The following is a 17,990-nucleotide window of genomic DNA, read 5'->3' as shown; positions in this document are numbered from 1 at the left end:
AGGCATTATCACGTCTGACACAGGCTCATCTCATGCCCGATTCAACATCCCCTTTCGCCCTCGACATCACGATCGACCGCGAGTCCAAGACGCCGCTGCACACACAAATTTCCGAGCCGCTGGCCGCACTCATCCTTGACGGCACACTGCCGGCCGGCAGCCGCCTGGAGGACGAGCTCTCGATGGCCAAGCGACTGAAGGTCTCCCGCCCCACGGCGCGCCAGGCCCTTCAGCACCTAGTAGACCGCGGCCTGGTCAAGCGTCGTCGAGGTGTGGGCACGATCGTCTCCCCCATGCACGTCCACCGCCCCATGCAGCTGACGAGCCTGCTGTCAGACCTGTCCGCGGCCGGCCACACGACCTCCACGAGCGTGCTGGACTACGTCGAGCACGAGGCCGACGCCGAGGCCGCCGAGCACCTCGAGGTCGAGGAGGGCGCCGCCGTCGTGACCTGCACCCGCATCCGCTGCGCCGACGGCGAGCCGATCGCGGTGCTGTCCAACCTCATGCCGGCAGCCATCGCCCCCACCCGTGAGGAGCTGGAGGCCGGAGGCCTCTACGACCTGCTGCGCGCCCAGGACGTCATCCCCACCACGGCCAAGCAGATCATCGGGGCCCGCAATGCCACCGCCCGCGAGGCCGACCTCCTCCACGAGCGACGTCGCGCCGCCCTCATGACCGCCACCCGCATCACCTACGACCAGTCGGGCCGCATCATCGAGTACGGGCAGCACATCTACCGGGCCTCGCGCTACACCTTCGAGACCTCGCTGTTCTCCAGCTAGCTCTCACCCCAACACAGGAGCCACCACTCCCAGGAATCTTTGTCCTGACATTTTATTGACAGATGCCGTCGAGCACACTTCAATAGGGGCTACCGGACCGCGGCTGCAAGGACGCCTGCGCGGATGAACCCGAAAGAGAGCACAGAACCGATGAGCATCGACTACACCCCCGGACCCCTTCTCGACGCCGCCCGCAACACGCCCACCGCCCTGTGGAACGACTCAGCCGACCCCGACGAGCTGCGCCAGTCCATCTCCTTCGGCGGCGTCGGCGCCACCTGCAACCCCACCATCGCCTACACCTGCATCAACCAGCGCAAGGACGTGTGGCTCCCCCGCATCGCCGAGCTGGCCGAGGAGATGCCCGAGGCCACCGAGTCCGAGATCGGCTGGCAGGTTGTCCGCGAGATGAGCATCGAGGCCGCCACGCTGCTCGAGCCCATCTTCGAGGAGCACAAGGGCCGCAACGGTCGCCTGTCGATGCAGACCGACCCGCGCCTGGCCCGCAGCGCCAAGGCCCTGGCCGACCAGGCCGAGGAGTTCTCCAACCTGGCCAAGAACATCATCGTCAAGATCCCCGCCACCTCCGTGGGCGTCAAGGCCATTGAGGACGCCACCTACCGGGGTGTGTCGGTCAACGTCACCGTCTCCTTCTCCGTGCCCCAGGCCGTGGCCACCGGTGAGGCCATCGAGCGCGGCCTCAAGCGCCGCGAGGCCGAGGGCAAGGACGTCTCCACCATGGGTCCGGTCGTTACCCTCATGGGCGGCCGCCTGGACGACTGGCTCAAGATCGTGGCCAAGCGGGACAAGCTCTTCATCGACCCCGGTCACCTGGAGTGGGGCGGCGTGGCCGCCCTCAAGCGCGCCTACCAGGAGTTCCAGGCCCGGGGCCTGCGCGCCCGCGTGCTGTCGGCCGCCTTCCGCAACGTGCTGCAGTGGTCCGAGCTGGTCGGCGGCGACCTGGTCGTCTCCCCGCCCTTCGCCTGGCAGAAGCTCATCAACGACTCCGACTACAAGGTCGTCGAGCGCATCAACGAGCCCGTGGCCCCCGAGATCATGGAGACGCTCCTGTCGATCCCCGAGTTCGTGCGCGCCTACGAGCCCGACGGCATGACGCCCGAGGAGTTCGACACCTTCGGCGCGACCCGCCGCACCCTGCGCGGATTCCTCCAGGCCGACGCCGACCTGGACGCCCTGGTGCGCGACGTCATCATGCCCCAGCCCTGATCGACTCCAGTCGGGATCGTCCGGGTCCCGGTGGGGGCCCGGACGACCGCAGCGGCACCCGCCGCACCGGGCGGGTCCACGGCGTGTTCGGTCATGTCCACACGTTCCGCGCCGTCGAACCGCCCACCCCACCACTGTCCGCAGTTCAGACACCACCCCACACACCCACTCACACGCAGAAGGAGCAAGGATGCTCTCCATCGCCGTCATCGGTGCCGGCCGCATCGGCCACGTCCACGCCAAGACCATCGCCGCCCACCCCCAGGCCGAACTCGCCCTGGTCTGCGACCCCTTCGAGGACGCGGCCGAGAAGCTCGCCGCCACCTACGGGGCCCGGTCCTGCAAGGACGCCGAGGAGGTCTTCGCCGACCCCGAGATCGACGCCGTCATCGTCGGCTCCCCCACGCCGCTGCACATCCCCCACCTGCTGGCCGCCGCCAAGGCGGGCAAGGCGGTGCTGTGCGAGAAGCCGATCGCTCTGGACATGAAGGACGTCGAGGCCGCCCAGGCCGAGCTCGATGCCGTCACGGTCCCCGTCATGTTCGGCTTCAACCGCCGCTTCGACCCCAGCTTCGCCGCCGCCCGCGCCGCGGTCGAGGCCGGCAAGATCGGCGATATCGAGCAGCTGACCATCATCAGCCGCGACCCGGCCGCCCCGCCGGCGGAGTACATCAAGGTCTCCGGCGGCATCTTCCGCGACATGACCATCCACGACTTCGACACCGCCCGCTTCTTCCTGGGTGAGATCGAGGAGGTCTACGCCGCCGGGCAGAACCTCGACCCGGCCCTGAAGGACACCGGCGACTTCGACGCCGCCGTCGTCACCCTCAAGGCCGCCTCGGGCGCCGTGGCCACGATCATCAACAACCGCCACTGCTCCTCCGGCTACGACCAGCGCCTCGAGGCCTCGGGCCGCGAGGGCGCCCTGTTCGCCGAGAACATCCGTGCCACCACGGTGCGCCTGTCCAACGGCGAGGTCACCGACGCCCAGGAGCCCTACCTCGACTTCTTCCTGGAGCGCTACGCCGACGCCTACCGCATCGAGCTGAGCGCCTTCATCGAGGCCGTCGAGGCCGGCACCACGCCTCCCACCGGCATCGAGGACGCCATCGCCGCCCTGCGCCTGGCCGAGGCCGCCACGGAGTCGGCCCACTCCGGGCAGCCGGTGCGTCTGAGCTGAGCACCGCCCCCTTTGACGCGCGGTGGGCGTCGTCGAGCATTCCGTCTCGACGACGCCCACCCGCGTTCTCAGCGCCTCGTCGCGGCCTCAGTCGAGCCACTCCACTGTGCTGGCCGAGGCTGGCCGGGGCTGGCTGAACTGCTCGCAGCCGCTCGGGTGGCGCCTGACCTGTACTGCACGAGGGGCAGGGACCACTGGAGGAGGGTCGGGTGCACTCCAGGTAGGTGGGGCCTTCGTGCAGTACGCACAACCCCCGACCAGTGGATCCCGACCCTCGTGGACCAGACAGACTCAGGGCAGGACTCGGGCCGGAGCCGGCATCGGGGCGAGAGCATCCGGCACGGCCGCCAGGGCCCCGCGGAGTCGATCCTGCCGGCAGCCAGTGTCCACAGCGCTGACATTAACGGGCCCGACGTCGAAGCACCCCATAGAAATCGTTGGAATACTACGGTTTCTCTCCGGTGTGCAGCGCCAGAGCGGGGTTGATGTCAGCACCATGGACACTGACGCCCCACCAGCCCCCTTCCCTTCGATCCCGCCGCCGTCAGTTCCAGGGCAAGCAACCCGCCGCACCTCAGAAGTGAGGCGACAAGACACTCGGTACAGGCCGCGTGCGCGCTCAGTCCTCCTCGTGGAGGCGGTAGGTGAAGGAGTGGGTCTGCCCCACCTTGAGGGCGATGAGGTCCTCCCCGCTGTTGAAGGCGTTGGGAGGGCAGGTCATGGGCTCGATGGCCACGCCGGGCCGGGAGAGCTCGTCGGCGGTGTAGGCCTGCACCCAGGGGACGTCTGAGCTCATGACGACGGCGCGGTTCCCCTGCCCGCCGCGCAGGCTCACCTCCCATGTGCCCTCGGGCAGGGCGGTGTAGGCATTGTCCGTCTGGGTGGCCCCGACGAGCCGGCCGCCCCGCCAGTCCCAGTCGGTGCCCTCCACGCTGCGCCGGTGCGTGGGGGCCATGTGCTCGTCGACGTCGAGGACCTCGGCCGCCGGGATCGTCAGGACGCAGTCGTCCAGGGGCACCGAGCGCGTCAGGTAGGGGTGGCAGGACACGCCGTAGGGAGCGGGGGCGGGCTCACCCTTGACCTCCGGCGCGCCTGGGACCGGCGGGGCGGGGCGGGCCGCACCGACGTTGGTGGCGGTCACGGTCACGCTCAGTCCGCGCTCAGCGTCGAGCTCGAAGCAGGCGCTGGCCTCCAGACTCCAGGGGTAGCCGTAGGAGGCCAGCAGGCTCAGCTCCAGGACGACGCGGCTGCGGGGGGCGCCGTCGTCGGGGCCGGAGGGGTCGTCGTCGGCGACCTGCCAGTCCATCCAGCCGGCCAGGCCGTGGAGGGCCGAGCCACTGGCCGGCTCGTTGCAGCCCACGAGGAACTCGGTGCCCGCGTAGTCGTAGCGGGACCCGGCGATGCGGTTGGCCCACGGCAACAGGGTCTTGCCCTGCCAGCCGGCGGGCAGCGTGGCCTCGGCGTCGAAGGGCATGATGAGATCGCGCCCCTGGCGGCGCAGGTGGACGAGCATGGCACCCGATGAGGCGATGCGCGCCTCATAGTCGCCGGCGACCAGGTCGATGAGTTCTCCGTTAATCATGGTTCCTGTCCCAGTGTTCGGGGCGTGCGCCCCTCGGTTATAGCTTCCTCGTTCCTCGGTGAGGTTTACCGTAGCCGCGTGCCGCATCAGGCACAGGCCTCAGCCTGACGCTCGCGCGGCGGGGCCGTCGTGTCGCGGACAACGAGCTCGGGGACCACCCGGTAGAGGCGGCCCCCCAGAGGCCGGTCCTCACCGGCCACCTCCGCCGGAATCTTGCCATCCTGACCCGGGTGCATCCGGGCCAGCAGCGCCCGGACCGCCACCTCGGCGATGAGGCGGGCGTCCTGACGCACCGTGGTCAGGGAGAAGGCCGAGGCCGCTGTGACCGGGATGCCGTCGTAGCCGGTGACGGCCAGGTCCTGCGGCACCCTCACCCCTTGACGGCGCAGCTCCATGAGAGCACCGACGGCGCAGTGATCGTTGAAGCACAGGAGCGCCTCGGGCAGCTCACCGGCCTCGATGAGGTGGCGGACCGCCCTGGCGCCGCTGTCCTCATCACCTCCCCCGGGCACCACCCGCGCGCCTCGCCCCAGCCCCCGGCTCTCCATGGCCTGGCCGAACCTCTGGATGCGTCGTCCCGCGGCGGTCTCCTTCCCGCCGTCCACGTGGGTGATGCAGCGCCTCCCGGTGTCGACCAGGTGATCGACGAGCATCTGGATGCCGACGTCGTCACGTGAGTGGACCTCATCGACGTCCTCCATCTCGATACTGGTCCCGATGAGGACCGCCGGCGGACGGTCCCCGATGCCGGCCAGGGCGTCCACGGAGAGGTCGGGGTCGACCAGGATGAGGCCCTCGCAGCGCTGGAGCAGCAGTGAGCGCAGCCCGTCGGCCACATCACGGTGCGGGGTGGAGGTGGCCAGCACCAGCGCGTGCTCCAGGGCGGAGGCCGCCTGGAAGAGCCCGTCCACAATGAGGCCCTGGTAGGCCTGCCCAATGGCGAAGCTGGCACCGATGAGCCCGGTGTGGCTACGGCGCAGGAACTGGGCGCGCGGGTCGGCCTGGTAGCCGAGCTCGGAGGCGATGCGCAGGATCTCGCCACGGGTCTTCTCGGCGACGCCGTCGGAGCCGTTGAGAGCCGCCGAGACGGTGGAGATGGAACGGCCGGCGCGCTCGGCGACGGTCCTGATCGTGACCCGCCCGCCTCGTCCTCGAGGTCCTTCCACGGCAGACGTCTCCCCTTCCACGCCGTTGTGCCTCACGGACCGGCACGATCCGCGGGATCCGGGGTCCATCCTTGGACACCGGTTGAGCACATCCTATCCGACAACACCGGTGAGCACGAGGCCCTGCTTAGAGAGGACATCAGACCTCATACTTCCCTCTTGTCAGGACAAAGTTGCTCTGATATCTTCCTGTGACGTCATTAACGACGGGTGTCTCCTGGGGCTTCCGGAGACACCTCCACACACGCAGCAGCCGACAATGTTGTCGGGAAGGACCGTTATGGCCAATAAGTCAATACTGGGCATCGGAGTCATCTCCCTGGGCTGGATGGGACGGCTTCACTCCCGCAGCTACCGCGCCATCGCCGAGCGCTTCCCCGAGCTGGGGGTGACTCCACGCCTGGTCGCCGCCGCGGACCCGGTGGACGAGGTGCGTCAGGAGGCGGTGGACAACCTGGGCTTCGAGCGCGCCTACGCCGACTACCGCGACCTGCTGGCCGACCCCGAGGTGGAGGCCGTCTCCATCTGCGCCCCCAACTTCCTCCACCACGAGATGGCCCTGGCCGCCATCGAGGCCGGCAAGCCCTTCTGGATCGAGAAACCCATGGGGGTCAGCGCCGAGCAGTCCCGGCAGATCGCCCAGGCCGCCGAGAAGGCGGGGCTGATGACCGCCGTCGGCTTCAACTACCGCCACACCCCGGCCATCGAGTACCTGCGCTCCCTGGTACGCGGCGGCGAGCTGGGCCGGATCACGAACGTGCGCGTGTGGTTCATCGCCGACTACAACTCCTCCCCCCTGGGCCCCCTGACCTGGCGGGCCTCGAAGGAGAAGGCCGGGGCCGGCGTCGTGCCCGACCTCATGAGCCACGGGGCGGATCTGGCCCAGTACATCGTGGGTCGCATCGCCTCAGTCACCGCGGTCACCGACACCTTCATCACCGAGCGCCCCATCCCCACCAAGATGGGCATCGGCCACTCGGGCTTCGAGATCGGCGACGAGGTGGGCCCGGTGGAGAACGAGGACTACGTCTCCATGCTCGTGCGCTTCGAGAACGGCGCCGTGGGCACCATGGAGTCCTCCCGCGTCAGCGTGGGACCGCGCGCCGAGTACGTCGTCGAGGTCTACGGCACGAAGGGCTCGGCCCGCTGGAACTTCGAGCGCCTCAACGAGCTGGAGATCTGCCCCGTGCTCGACGGCGGCGCCTCCCACGGCTACACCCGCGCCATGGCCGGCCCCCAGTGGGGCCAGTGGCAGCGCTTCCAGCCGGCCATCGGCACCTCCATGGGCTTTGACGACATGAAGGCCATCGAGGCCGCGCAGTTCATCGAGTCCATCCTCACCGGCAAGCAGGTGGCCCCCTCGGCCGCCGACGCCTGGTGCGCCGCGGAGGTCGACGAGGCCGTCGTCGCCTCAGCAGCCGACGGCCAGTGGCACGAGGTCCCCCGTGTCGAGGGACGCACCACCTTCGACGCCTGAGCCGCCCCACACCGCACCTATCTCTTCACTCCACCACCCACCCATCACGACAACCCCTGCGGCATCGCCGCCGCAGGACTGAGAGGAGACCCCCTATGTCTCAGGGAGTCACGACGTCCCTGCGTGGACTCACCAGGGAAGAGCTCAACAAGGCGGTGGCCGAGACGCCGCCTTCGGGCAAGCACCGCGGCGTCATCGCCATCGCCGCCGTGGCCACGCTCGGCTCACTGCTCTTCGGGTACGACACCGGTGTCATATCCGGCGCCCTGCCGTACATGTACATGCCCTTCGACGCCAAGGGCCTCCAGCTGACCTCCTTCGAGGAGGGCGCCATCGGCGGCACCCTGCTGGTCGGCGCGGCGCTGGGCGCGCTGCTGGGCGGCCTGATGTCGGACCGCTGGGGCCGGCGCCACAACATCACCTTCCTGGCCTTCCTGTTCTTCGCCGGCGCGATCGGCACCACCATCGCCCCCAACGTCTGGGTCATGTACCCCTTCCGCGTCGTCCTGGGCTTCGCCGTCGGCGCCGCCTCCGCGACAGTCCCCGTCTACCTGGCGGAGACGGCACCCAAACGCATCCGCGGCTCCATCGTGGCCATCGACCAGCTCATGATCGTCACCGGCCAGCTGCTCGCCTTCTCGATGAACGCCATCATCAACTCCCTCCAGGGCGGCCCGCGGGTCACCATCGCCGAGGACCCCAGCGGGCACTTCACCCCGGGCCAGTACGTCTTCGACGAGATCGCCAAGCTCCAGTCCTCCAAGGGCGGCCCGATGAACGCCGAGCAGTACCACGCCTTCCTCGACCAGCTCAGCATCAGCGCCGGTAACGGCGAGGCCTGGCGCTACATGCTGGTCCTGTGCTCCATCCCGGCCGTGGCCCTGTGGATCGGCATCCGCCTCATGCCCGAGTCCTCGCGCTGGTACCTGGCCAAGGAGCGCCTCTACGACGCCATCGGCGCCCTCAAGCGCGTGCGCGTCCCGGAGAAGGACGGCTCCATCGAGGACGAGATCATGGAGATGGTCGAGGCCCGCCGGCACGAGAAGGACGAGGAGACCCAGCGCAAGGGCTTCAGCCACGTCATGGCCACGCCCTGGCTGCGCAAGCTGCTGCTGGTCGGCATCTTCCTGGCCGTGGTCAACCAGACCACCGGCGTCAACACCGTCATGTACTACGCCCCCAAGGTGCTGGAGTACGCCGGCATGTCCACCTCGGCCTCCATCACCGCACAGGTGGCCAACGGCGTCATGTCGGTCATCGGCTCCGCCATCGGCATCTGGCTCATCCTGAAGTTCCGGCGCCGCCAGGTCCTCATCGGCGACGTCATCGGCGTGGGCATCACCCTGCTGGGCATCGCGGCGACCTTCCAGTTCTTCATCGCCCCGCACATGGCCAACCACACCACTCCGCCCACCTGGGCCGCCTACCTCATCCTGGGGCTCATGTCGGTCTTCATGCTCATCGTGCAGTCCTCCAACGGCACGATCGTGTGGACGATGATGGGTGAGATCTTCCCGGCCAACGTCCGCGGCATCATGAACGGCACGGCGATCTTCTGCATGTGGACCGCCAACGCCATCATCACCTGGACCTTCCCGCCCATGATGGAGACCCTGGGCGGTGGCATCACCTACACCATCTACGGCGTGCTCAACCTGGTCGTCGCCGTCGTCCTGTTCAAGATCATGCCGGAGACCAAGGACAAGTCCCTGGAGGAGATCGAGGTCGAGATGGAGAAGCTCTACTCCTGACCCCGCCCCCAGCACACGCGCTCCCGGGAGGACCCGAGAAGGGCTTGTCAGGACAAAGTCCTGTTGCTAGGTTCGAGGCACGGGCCCACCGCCCGGCACCGACGCCGGCACCCTCCTCCCGGGAGCGCACCACTGGCGGCCCCGAGCCGACGGCGCAGCAGCCGCCCGCGCGTCACTGCCACCTCACCGCACATATCCACTGACCACCGCACATCACCACCCGAGCGAGAACACGGAGCAACGATGTCCTTCACCCTCGACCCTGCAACCGCCATCTCCGACCCCCACGGCATCTCCTGGGGCATGCACCCGATCACCTGGCGCAATGACGACATCCCCGAGGTCGGCGCCTTCAACACCCTGGAGGACATGCTCCTGGACCTGGCCGACACCGGCTACGCGGGTACCGAGTGCGCCGGCTTCTTCCCGCCCAAGGAGGAGGTCAAGGCCGCCGCCGAGGCCCGCGGCATCAAGATCGTCGCCCAGTGGTTCTCCTCCTTCATCCTGCGCGACGGCGTCGAGGCCGTCATCCCCGACTTCGAGGCCACCTGCGCCTACCTGGAGTACCTGGGCGCCACCCGCGTCGTCGTCTCCGAGCAGACCGGCTCGGTCCAGGGCATCCGCGACGTCTGCATCTTCACCAACAAGCCGGTGCTCACCGAGGAGCAGTGGCCGGTGCTGGCCGAGGGCCTCAACCGGCTGGGCGACGTCGCCCACGCCCACGGTCTGGAGCTCGTCTACCACCACCACCTGGGCACGGTCATCCAGACCAAGGAGGAGACCATCCGCCTCATGGAGCTGACCGACCCGGCCAAGGTCTCCCTCCTGTTCGACACCGGCCACGCCTATGTGGGCGACGGCGACGTCATGGGCCTGCTGGAGGCCACCATCGACCGCGTCAAGCACGTCCACTTCAAGGATGTGCGTCCCGAGAAGATGGAGGAGTCCAAGGCTGCCGAGCGTTCCTTCCTCGACTCCTTCCTAGCCGGCATGTTCACCGTCCCCGGCGACGGCACGATCGACTTCACCGTGCCCTACAAGGTCCTCGTGGACCACGGCTACTCCGAGTGGATCCTAGTGGAGGCCGAGCAGGACCCGGCCATCGCCAACCCCCTGGAGTACGCCCGCAAGGCACGCGCCTACCTTGAGGGAACCCTCTTCAAGGCCTGAGACGTCGCGAGGTTCGTGCGGACTCCCCCTCCGTGCGGACCCCACCGGCTGACGCCTCACCTCGACGCTCCCGACCAGTGATGGTCGGGAGCGTCGTCTGTGTTGTCTCATGACTTCTGAGAGTTTCGGATGTCATGACGTCTCAAGACACCGGTCGGGGGTGGGTCTGCCGGACGGAGAGCTGATGCCTCGGCCTGCCGGAGCAGACTGCCCCGGTCACTGTGGTGGCTGCCGGCATCGTCTGGACGCAATGCACGAGGGTGGGGTGCTACTGGAGGAGGGTTGGGTGCACTTTGGGTAGGTGGGGCCTTCGTGCAGTACGCACAACCCTTGGTCAGTGGATCCCGACCCTCGTGGAGCAGGCCGACTCGGGCCGACTCCAGGCGAGACTCAAGGCAGAGCCGGCGTCCAACCATGACCACCGGGACCCTGCGCAGACGACGGTCAGGGAGCGGTGGAGGAGAACCTGTGACGGAGGAGCCGCTCTGCCGTAACAACCCCGGACTCACTCCTGCGCGACCCGGTGTCCACAGCGCTGACATGAACGAGCCTGCCGTCAAAGCACCCAGCAGAGATCGTTGAAATCCTGCGGTTTCTCTCCGGCATGCAGCGCCGGTGCGCCTTTAATGTCAGCACCATGGACACCAGGACCCGCCAGACCTCTTCCCTTCGGCCCGTCCTCGACCCCAGGGCCACCAGCCTGCCCAAGGTTCCCGCCCGAGCGAGTGTCTCAGAAGTCATGACACTCAAATGTCTCAGAAGTGAGGAGACAGCACAGTCGGGAGCATCGTCGTTGCCAGAGTGCCGAAGGACACCGGCCAAGGCGGACCGTCTGCCTCGCCGCGACCCGACGACCATCACCCTTCGCTCAAGCGCACCGGCGGGTTTATTCTGGAAAGGGCACTCTTGACCGTGATGACGCACAGGAGGAAGGGACATGTCCTCGATGCAGGTTTCAGGCACAGTGAGTGGGTTCTTCTCCGATGTCCGCCGCTGGGAGCGCACGGATCACCGCCTCACCTGGAGCGACGGTCTGCTGGTCGCCTACTGCACCCTTTTCTGGTTCGTCGCGGTCCAGGGGATGATTGACCACCTCCTCCATGACTCCTCACCCGCCTCGAGCGCACTTGTCTGCGGCATCACCGGGATCACGGCCTGGGCGGCCCTGCCCCCGCTGCAGCTCATCACCCCTTGGCCGGCTGCCAGACGGGCGCTGCGAGCCGCGGTCTCGATCCTCTCGATCGGCGCAGGAGCAGCCGCTCTCGGCCTGCTTCACGGGATCGGACTGACGACCCAGCGCACTGCTCTTTGGGACCACCTGCTCAGTGCAACCCTGCCCGCAACGGCACTCATCTTCCTGGGTGTCTCCGGGATCGCCACGCTGCTGCGCACCGCTGCGGCACCCCGTTGACGCAGCCTCGGCAGCACTCACGCAAGCCACCGCCGACGGCGAGGACCCCACCGGCCCTCGCCGTCGATGGCTATGATTAGTCCGGACAAAGTTCAGACCAGACTCCGACTCTTCTCACCGCTGAGAGGTCCCGTGCTCCCCACCTTGACCACCACCGCCTGGATCCTGCTCGTAGTCGTGGCGGCCCTGTGCGGTATCGCCAAGACCGCCCTGCCCGGGGCTGCCACCATCGCCGTGGCCCTGTGCACCGCGGCACTGCCGGCCAAGGAGTCCACCGGCGCCATCCTGCTCATGCTCATGACCGGCGACCTGCTGGCAGTATGGAGCTATCGCGGCGACGCGGACTTCCGTATGCTGCGCAGGCTCGTCCCGGCGGTCCTGGCCGGCGTCGGCGCCGGCGCTCTGTTCCTGCACCTGGCCTCCAACGACTCCACTCGCCGCCTCATCGGCACCATCCTGCTGATCCTGGTCGCCGTCACGCTGTACCAGCGCCGCTCGGCCACCAGGAACAGGTCCGACGACGTGCCCGAGGCCGCCGTCCCAACCCCGGCCGGCAGCCGCTTGGCCCGACTGGTCTACGGCAGCCTGGCCGGCTTCACCACGATGGTCGCCAACGCCGGCGGGCCGGTGACTTCCATGTACTTCCTGGCCTGCCGCTATCCGGTCAAGGCCTTCCTGGGGACAACGGCCTGGTTCTTCTTCCTGGTCAACCTGGTCAAGCTGCCCTTCTCCGTCTCAGCCGGCCTGGTCAACCCCACGACCCTGTCGCTGGCGGCGATCGCCGCACCGGTCGTCATCGCCTCGGCCCTGGCCGGCCGACGCCTCGCCGAGCACATGGATCAGCGGGTCTTCGAGCCGATCATCGTCGTCCTGACCGTCATCTCCGCACTGCCCCTGCTGCGCTAGCCCGGTCCGGCTGCCGGGCCGCGTCCGGCACGCAGCCGCACGACCCCTATTTCTCCGGCCCACAAAACAGGCTCCCACCAGCGGTTATTTCCCTCAAACACGCCTGTCTGACATCACATCGCCAGCCCATGGCGGAGCGTTGACGCGATTTATCCTGACCGTTACCGTATTCATCAGTATGAAGAGTACGGCCAGTATTGATTATGTTGACGTTTCGCCCGGCGAGGTGGCCGGCGACGACGTCGACGCTGTCGCATCCCCGATCACCTCCCCCGTCACGCAGGACGAGGCGGCAGCCCCCTTCCTGGTCAGCGCCGATATCCATGCCGTCATGCTGGGACTGTGGGCCTCGGGCCTCAGGTGCGTCATCGTCTACGCCCTGGCTCCCGTCATCGGCGCCGCGGGCCCCCTGGCCGTCGGCGCCGCCCTGGTCATCCAGGTCGCCGGCACCGCAATCAGCGTCAGTGGCGCCTGTTCCCTGTGGCGGCGGCGCGAGCACGGCTACTTCGTCTACGCCCTCATTGCGGTCCTGACCTGCCTGTGCGCCGTGGCCGCCCTGCTGGCCCCCGCCGGGTCCTAGCCCTCCCCGGTGAAGACTGCCATGGATCCCTCGGTCGCTCCCCTCCCCTCCCCACCCTCCCGCACCCGCCGGGCGATGGCCCACGTGCGCCGCTGGCTGTCGGCGGCGGCCGCCCTCGGGATGCTCATCATCACTCTCAGCGGCATGCTCCTGCCCCACCAGGGGGAGATCCTGCGCGCATTGAACCCGACCGTCTCCACCCACGACGCCGGCTCCGGTCAGGACTCCTTGCCTCAGGCGGTCGAGACGATCAAGAACGCCCATCCCGACGAGCCCGTCCTGTCGGCAAGGTGGGACACCGACGTCGTCGAGGTGCGGACCGAGCAGGCCACCTACGCTATCGAACCCTCCACCGGGCACGAGACCAGCAGGGCCACGGCGAACCCGGCCTGGGTCTCCGTCCTGGACAACCTGCACCGTTGTCTGCTGTCCTGTCGGGGGCCCGGCCACGTGAGCTGGATGTCCCAGGAGATCCCCCACACCGGTTGGCGTGACGGTCACCGGGGCCTGACCGTCGGGGGGCTGGTCGTCGCCACCCTGGGAGTGGTCCTCGCGGTCCTGACCGTCAGTGGGCTGCGCACGTGGTGGCCGCTGCAGCGCCATCGACGCACTGCCCTGTCCGCCCGCCGGCGCACCCAGAGCCTCTCCCGGGACACCGACCTGCTCAAGGCGGCCGGACTGGTCCTCCTCCCCCTGCTGTTCCTGTGGGGCTACTACGCCAGCGCGTTCAACATCCGCCCCACCCAACCGGCCGCACCGGCCTCCATGACCGCTCACCAGTCCCCGGCAGGATCAACCAGCACGGGCCAGACCCAGGACATCGGGCCTCATCGCGCCGTCGCCGCCGCGCAGGAGGCCGGCGGCGGACAGGCGGTCGCCCTGTTCCTGCCTCAACCCAGCGACCCGTCGTCGACGTACACGGTCTGGGTCGCTCACGGAGAACGGCTCGCCTCGGGGCAGTCCCCCGACGACGTCGCGGTGAGCATCGCAGTGAACGTCGACCCCGGGACCGGGCGAACTGCGATCCCCTCCACGCCCGGCCACCGGCCGACCACTCGGGCGGACTAGCACCTATGACACCTATGCCGGCACCTGAGTATGTGCCCGTTCCCACATCACAAGACGGGCGGAGATCGGGCCTTTGGTCGCAGACGACCCGCAGGTGGGGGCACAATCGGACCCGTACGGCACCGGAATGAGCCGGCGCCCCTGACTCCAAGACAACGCGAGAAGGACCTAACGTGGCGCGCAGTATCTACATCGCCTCACCCAACGCCGGAACCGGGAAGTCAACGGTGGCCCTCGGGCTGGTCTCCTGTCTGACCAAGGTGGTCGCCAAGGTCGGCGTCTTCCGCCCCTTCGTGGAGAGCCGTGAGGGCGATGCCTTCCTCAGCCTCCTGCTGAACCGTGCCGGCTCCACCACGCCCCCCGAGCAGTGCGTCGGCGCGACCTGGGACGAGTTCCACGCCGACCCCGAGGAGGCTCTGGCACGCATCGTCGACGCCTACCGGGCCATGGCGCGCGAGCACGACGTCGTCATCATCGACGGCTCGGACTTCACCGACGTCGCCGGCAACCCCGAGCTGGCCCTCAACGCCCGGGTGGCCGCCAACATCGGCGTCCCGGTGCTGCTGGTGGTCTCCGGGCAGAATGACGTGGAGGACGTCGTCGCCTCCGTGGAGGTCTCCATGGCCGAGATCGCCGACAACCACGCCCGCACCGTCGCGGTCGTGGCCAACAAGTGCCTGCCTGAGACCCGCCAGACCGTCGGCGAGGCACTGACCGCCATCGAGGGCATCACCTCCACCACGCTGCCCGAGGTGCCGCTGCTGGCGGCCCCGGTGGTGCGCGAGGTGCTCGACGCCGTCGAGGGCACCCTCATCGCCGGTGACGAGACACTCCTCGACCGCGAGGCCGAGTCCGTCCTCGTGTGCGCCATGGACGTCTCCCACGTCCTGGAGCGCCTGACCGCGGGACAGCTCGCCATCGTCCCGGCCGACCGCTCCGCCATGCTCATCTCCCTCATGGCGGCCCAGGCCTCCTCGAGCTTCCCGATCCTGTCGGGCCTCGTCCTCAACGGCGGCTTCGAGGTGGCTCCCCACGCGCTGCGCCTCCTGGAGGGACTGGACGTCAACATCCCGGTCATCACCTCCCCGCTGGACACCTTCGCCGCCGCCTCCGCGGCCGGCTCCCTGCAGGGCCTGCTCGCCCACGGCTCCGAGCGCAAGATCGACGTCGCCATGACCACCTTCGAGCAGGAGGCCGACGTCGAGGCCCTCCTGTCGGCCCTGGAGGTCGAGCCCTCCGAGGTCGTCACCCCCATCATGTTCCAGGCCGAGCTGGTGGAGCGCTCGCGCACCAACCGCAAGACGATCGTCCTGCCCGAGCCCGACGACGACAGGGTCCTGCGGGCCGCCGACGCCATCCTGCGCCGTGGCATCGCCGACCTGGTGCTGCTGGGTGACGAGACCACGGTGCGGGCCCGCGCCACCGAGCTGGGCCTGGACATCGCCGCCGCCCGGGTCGTCGCCACGGACGACCCCGAGCTCCTGGAGAAGTACGCCGAGGAGTTCGCCCGCCTGCGCGCCAAGAAGGGCGTCACCCTCGAGCAGGCCCGCGAGAAGGTCCAGGACGTGTCCTACTTCGGCACGATGATGGTCCACATGGGAGACGCCGACGGCATGGTCTCGGGCGCCGCTCACACCACCGCCCACACGATCGTCCCCTCCTTCCAGATCATCAAGACCAAGCCGGGGACCTCGATCGTCTCCTCGGTCTTCCTCATGCTCCTGCAGGACCGGGTGCTCGTCTACGGCGACTGCGCCGTCAACCCCGAGCCCAACGCCGCCGAGCTGGCCGACATCGCCATCTCCTCGGCCGCCACCGCCCGCCAGTTCGGCGTCGAGCCGCGCGTGGCGATGCTGTCCTTCTCCACCGGGACCTCCGGCAAGGGCGCGGACGTGGACAAGGTCCGTGAGGCCACCGAGCTGGTGCGGGCCAAGGAGCCCGACCTCGCCGTCGAGGGCCCCATCCAGTACGACGCCGCCATCGACCCGACCGTGGCCGCCAAGAAGGCCCCGGACTCGCTCGTGGCCGGGCGGGCCAACGTCTTCATCTTCCCGGACCTGTCCAGCGGCAACATCGGCTACAAGGCGGTCCAGCGCTCCTCGGGCGCCATCGCCATCGGCCCGGTCCTCCAGGGGCTCAACAAGCCGGTCAACGACCTCTCGCGCGGCGCCCTGGTGGAGGACATCATCAACACCGTCGCCATCACCGCCATCCAGGCCCAGGGCTGAGCCCTTCAGCGGCGTGGGGCCGGGACCCGGCCCCACGCCGCTGAGGCCCACCCGGGACCGGTATCAGTCATCCAGTCATCCCCGCGTTCATCCCCGACCGTTCTTGAAAGGCACCCCGTGACTCAGCGCACCGTCCTCGTTATCAACTCCGGCTCCTCCTCCATCAAGTACCAGCTGGTCGACCCCGACTCGGGCGCCTCGCTCGCCTCGGGCCTGGTGGAGCGCATCGGTGAGGAGACCGGCGCCATCACCCACAAGCACGGCGAGGAGCGCACCGAGATCACCGAGCCGGTCCCCGACCACGGCTTCGGCCTGTCCGAGGTGCTGCGCCTGTTCGAGGAGCAGGGCCCCTCGCTGGCCGACGCCCACATCGTGGCCGTGGGCCACCGGGTCGTCCAGGGCGGGCGCTACTTCTCCGGCCCGGCCCTCATCGACGACGACGTCGTGGCCCGTATCGAGCAGCTCGTGCCGCTGGGCCCGCTGCACAACCCCGCCCACCTCAAGGGCATCGAGGTGGGGCGCCGCCTCCTGTCCGACGTGCCGCACGTGGCCGTCTTCGACACCGCCTTCTTCCAGGACCTGCCCGAGGAGGCCGCCCGCTACGCCCTGGACCGCGAGGTCGCCGACACCTACTCCATCCGCCGCTACGGGGCTCACGGCACCAGCCACCAGTTCGTCTCCGGGGCGGTCTCCGAGCTCCTGGGGCGCGACGACCTCAAGCAGGTCGTCCTGCACCTGGGCAACGGGGCCTCGGCCTCGGCGGTCGTGGCCGGGCACGCCGTGGACACCTCCATGGGCCTGACCCCGCTGGAGGGCCTGGTCATGGGCGGGCGCACCGGCGACATCGACCCGGCCGCCGTCTTCCACCTGGCACGCGTGGCCGGCATGTCCATCGACGAGATCGACCACCTGTTCAACCGCGGCTCGGGCATGAAGGGCCTGGCCGGGGACAACGACATGCGCGAGGTGTGGAAGCGCATCGGCGCCGGTGAGCAGGAGGCCCGCGAGGCTATGGACATCTACCTGCACCGGCTCGTGAAGTACGTGGGCGCTTACACCGCCGTCATGGGTGGTCTGGATGCCCTGACCTTCACCGCCGGTATCGGCGAGAACGACGCGAACCTGCGTCGCGAGCTCGGCGAGCGCCTGGGCTTCATGGGTGTGAAGATCAACCAGGAGGTCAATGAGACCCGCTCCGACGAGCCGCGCGTCATCTCCACCCCGGACTCGAAGGTCACCGTGCTCGTGGTGCCCACCAACGAGGAGCTCGCCATCGCGCGCCAGGCGCTCACCCTCATCTGAGCCGCTCCCGGAAGTGCGCACAAGGATCTGACGCCCAGCACTGCCGGGCCAGGACGATCACGCGGTGCCGCAGCCGCCCCACCAGGGGATGCTGCGGCACCGTCGTCGTCCCCCAGGGGGGACAAACCGGCCGACGGCGGTGCGCGCGCGAGGGCCT

14 protein-coding genes are annotated in these 17,990 nt (G+C 68.8%); 12 read left to right on the top strand and 2 right to left on the bottom strand.

The window, feature by feature from the left end; all coding sequences use genetic code 11:
- The first annotated feature begins 32 nt into the window (after positions 1–32).
- The 3 genes from JJJ14_RS03330 to iolG all read left to right on the top strand — a co-directional run bounded on the left by JJJ14_RS03330 (position 33) and on the right by iolG (position 3,192).
- Entirely contained in the window at positions 33–785 is a 753-nt protein-coding gene (locus JJJ14_RS03330; protein WP_010614609.1) for a GntR family transcriptional regulator, read from the top strand.
- Positions 786–935: 150 nt separating this feature from the next.
- Complete coding sequence (locus JJJ14_RS03325) at positions 936–2,012, top strand: transaldolase family protein (protein WP_043537578.1); 1,077 nt, start codon at positions 936–938, stop codon at positions 2,010–2,012.
- A 190-nt stretch (positions 2,013–2,202) separates the two neighbouring features.
- Positions 2,203–3,192, top strand: a complete 990-nt coding sequence (gene iolG, locus JJJ14_RS03320) for an inositol 2-dehydrogenase (RefSeq protein WP_009747366.1) — start codon at positions 2,203–2,205, stop codon at positions 3,190–3,192.
- Positions 3,193–3,811: 619 nt separating this feature from the next.
- Here the strand turns inward: iolG and JJJ14_RS03315 are convergent.
- A complete protein-coding gene (locus JJJ14_RS03315; RefSeq protein WP_201444678.1) occupies positions 3,812–4,774 on the bottom strand; it encodes an aldose-1-epimerase in 963 nt (320 codons plus the stop codon).
- An 86-nt stretch (positions 4,775–4,860) separates the two neighbouring features.
- On the bottom strand, positions 4,861–5,940 hold the full coding sequence (locus tag JJJ14_RS03310) for a LacI family DNA-binding transcriptional regulator (RefSeq protein WP_201444677.1): 1,080 nt from the start codon (positions 5,938–5,940) through the stop codon (positions 4,861–4,863).
- 280 nt (positions 5,941–6,220) lie between these two features.
- On the opposite strand from JJJ14_RS03310, the gene JJJ14_RS03305 reads away from it, so the two are divergent.
- The 9 genes from JJJ14_RS03305 (at position 6,221) to JJJ14_RS03265 (ending at position 17,833) form a co-directional block, all read left to right on the top strand.
- The gene (locus tag JJJ14_RS03305) at positions 6,221–7,417 is read left to right on the top strand and encodes a Gfo/Idh/MocA family protein (RefSeq protein ID WP_201444676.1); all 1,197 of its coding nucleotides are present in this window, start codon (positions 6,221–6,223) and stop codon (positions 7,415–7,417) included.
- A 95-nt stretch (positions 7,418–7,512) separates the two neighbouring features.
- Positions 7,513–9,168 carry an MFS transporter gene (locus tag JJJ14_RS03300; RefSeq protein ID WP_201444675.1) on the top strand — a complete coding sequence of 552 codons (1,656 nt, stop codon included), beginning with the start codon at positions 7,513–7,515 and terminating at the stop codon, positions 9,166–9,168.
- Between the two features lie 243 nt (positions 9,169–9,411).
- Positions 9,412–10,338 (top strand): myo-inosose-2 dehydratase, encoded by a 927-nt coding sequence (gene iolE, locus JJJ14_RS03295; protein WP_201444674.1) that lies wholly within the window; start codon positions 9,412–9,414, stop codon positions 10,336–10,338.
- A 937-nt stretch (positions 10,339–11,275) separates the two neighbouring features.
- Positions 11,276–11,749 (top strand): pre-mRNA-splicing factor, encoded by a 474-nt coding sequence (locus JJJ14_RS03290; protein ID WP_201444673.1) that lies wholly within the window; start codon positions 11,276–11,278, stop codon positions 11,747–11,749.
- Between the two features lie 132 nt (positions 11,750–11,881).
- Positions 11,882–12,655 carry a sulfite exporter TauE/SafE family protein gene (locus tag JJJ14_RS03285; RefSeq protein ID WP_201444672.1) on the top strand — a complete coding sequence of 258 codons (774 nt, stop codon included), beginning with the start codon at positions 11,882–11,884 and terminating at the stop codon, positions 12,653–12,655.
- Between the two features lie 178 nt (positions 12,656–12,833).
- On the top strand, positions 12,834–13,235 hold the full coding sequence (locus tag JJJ14_RS03280; RefSeq protein ID WP_070512188.1) for a hypothetical protein: 402 nt from the start codon (positions 12,834–12,836) through the stop codon (positions 13,233–13,235).
- 21 nt (positions 13,236–13,256) lie between these two features.
- Complete coding sequence (locus tag JJJ14_RS03275) at positions 13,257–14,303, top strand: PepSY domain-containing protein (RefSeq protein ID WP_201444671.1); 1,047 nt, start codon at positions 13,257–13,259, stop codon at positions 14,301–14,303.
- 173 nt (positions 14,304–14,476) lie between these two features.
- Positions 14,477–16,531 (top strand): phosphate acetyltransferase, encoded by a 2,055-nt coding sequence (pta, locus tag JJJ14_RS03270; RefSeq protein WP_201444670.1) that lies wholly within the window; start codon positions 14,477–14,479, stop codon positions 16,529–16,531.
- A 117-nt stretch (positions 16,532–16,648) separates the two neighbouring features.
- Positions 16,649–17,833 carry an acetate/propionate family kinase gene (locus tag JJJ14_RS03265; protein ID WP_101586544.1) on the top strand — a complete coding sequence of 395 codons (1,185 nt, stop codon included), beginning with the start codon at positions 16,649–16,651 and terminating at the stop codon, positions 17,831–17,833.
- Positions 17,834–17,990: the final 157 nt, after the last annotated feature.

The sequence above is a fragment of the Actinomyces sp. HMT 175 genome, assembly GCF_016694895.1.
Taxonomy (GTDB): Bacteria; Actinomycetota; Actinomycetes; order Actinomycetales; family Actinomycetaceae; genus Actinomyces; species Actinomyces oris.
The sequence above is the reverse complement of the archived record's forward strand: the minus strand, read 5'-3'. Positions and strand labels throughout refer to the sequence as shown.

Bases quoted from the DNA above. Each gene is read 5' to 3' on its own strand.
- JJJ14_RS03330 (WP_010614609.1), top strand. From the start codon at position 33: ATGCCCGATTCAACATCCCCTTTCGCCCTCGACATCACGATCGACCGC.
- JJJ14_RS03325 (WP_043537578.1), top strand. From the start codon at position 936: ATGAGCATCGACTACACCCCCGGACCCCTTCTCGACGCCGCCCGCAAC.
- iolG (WP_009747366.1), top strand. From the start codon at position 2,203: ATGCTCTCCATCGCCGTCATCGGTGCCGGCCGCATCGGCCACGTCCAC.
- JJJ14_RS03315 (WP_201444678.1), bottom strand. From the start codon at position 4,774: ATGATTAACGGAGAACTCATCGACCTGGTCGCCGGCGACTATGAGGCG.
- JJJ14_RS03305 (WP_201444676.1), top strand. From the start codon at position 6,221: ATGGCCAATAAGTCAATACTGGGCATCGGAGTCATCTCCCTGGGCTGG.
- JJJ14_RS03300 (WP_201444675.1), top strand. From the start codon at position 7,513: ATGTCTCAGGGAGTCACGACGTCCCTGCGTGGACTCACCAGGGAAGAG.
- iolE (WP_201444674.1), top strand. From the start codon at position 9,412: ATGTCCTTCACCCTCGACCCTGCAACCGCCATCTCCGACCCCCACGGC.
- JJJ14_RS03290 (WP_201444673.1), top strand. From the start codon at position 11,276: ATGTCCTCGATGCAGGTTTCAGGCACAGTGAGTGGGTTCTTCTCCGAT.
- JJJ14_RS03280 (WP_070512188.1), top strand. From the start codon at position 12,834: ATGAAGAGTACGGCCAGTATTGATTATGTTGACGTTTCGCCCGGCGAG.
- JJJ14_RS03275 (WP_201444671.1), top strand. From the start codon at position 13,257: ATGGATCCCTCGGTCGCTCCCCTCCCCTCCCCACCCTCCCGCACCCGC.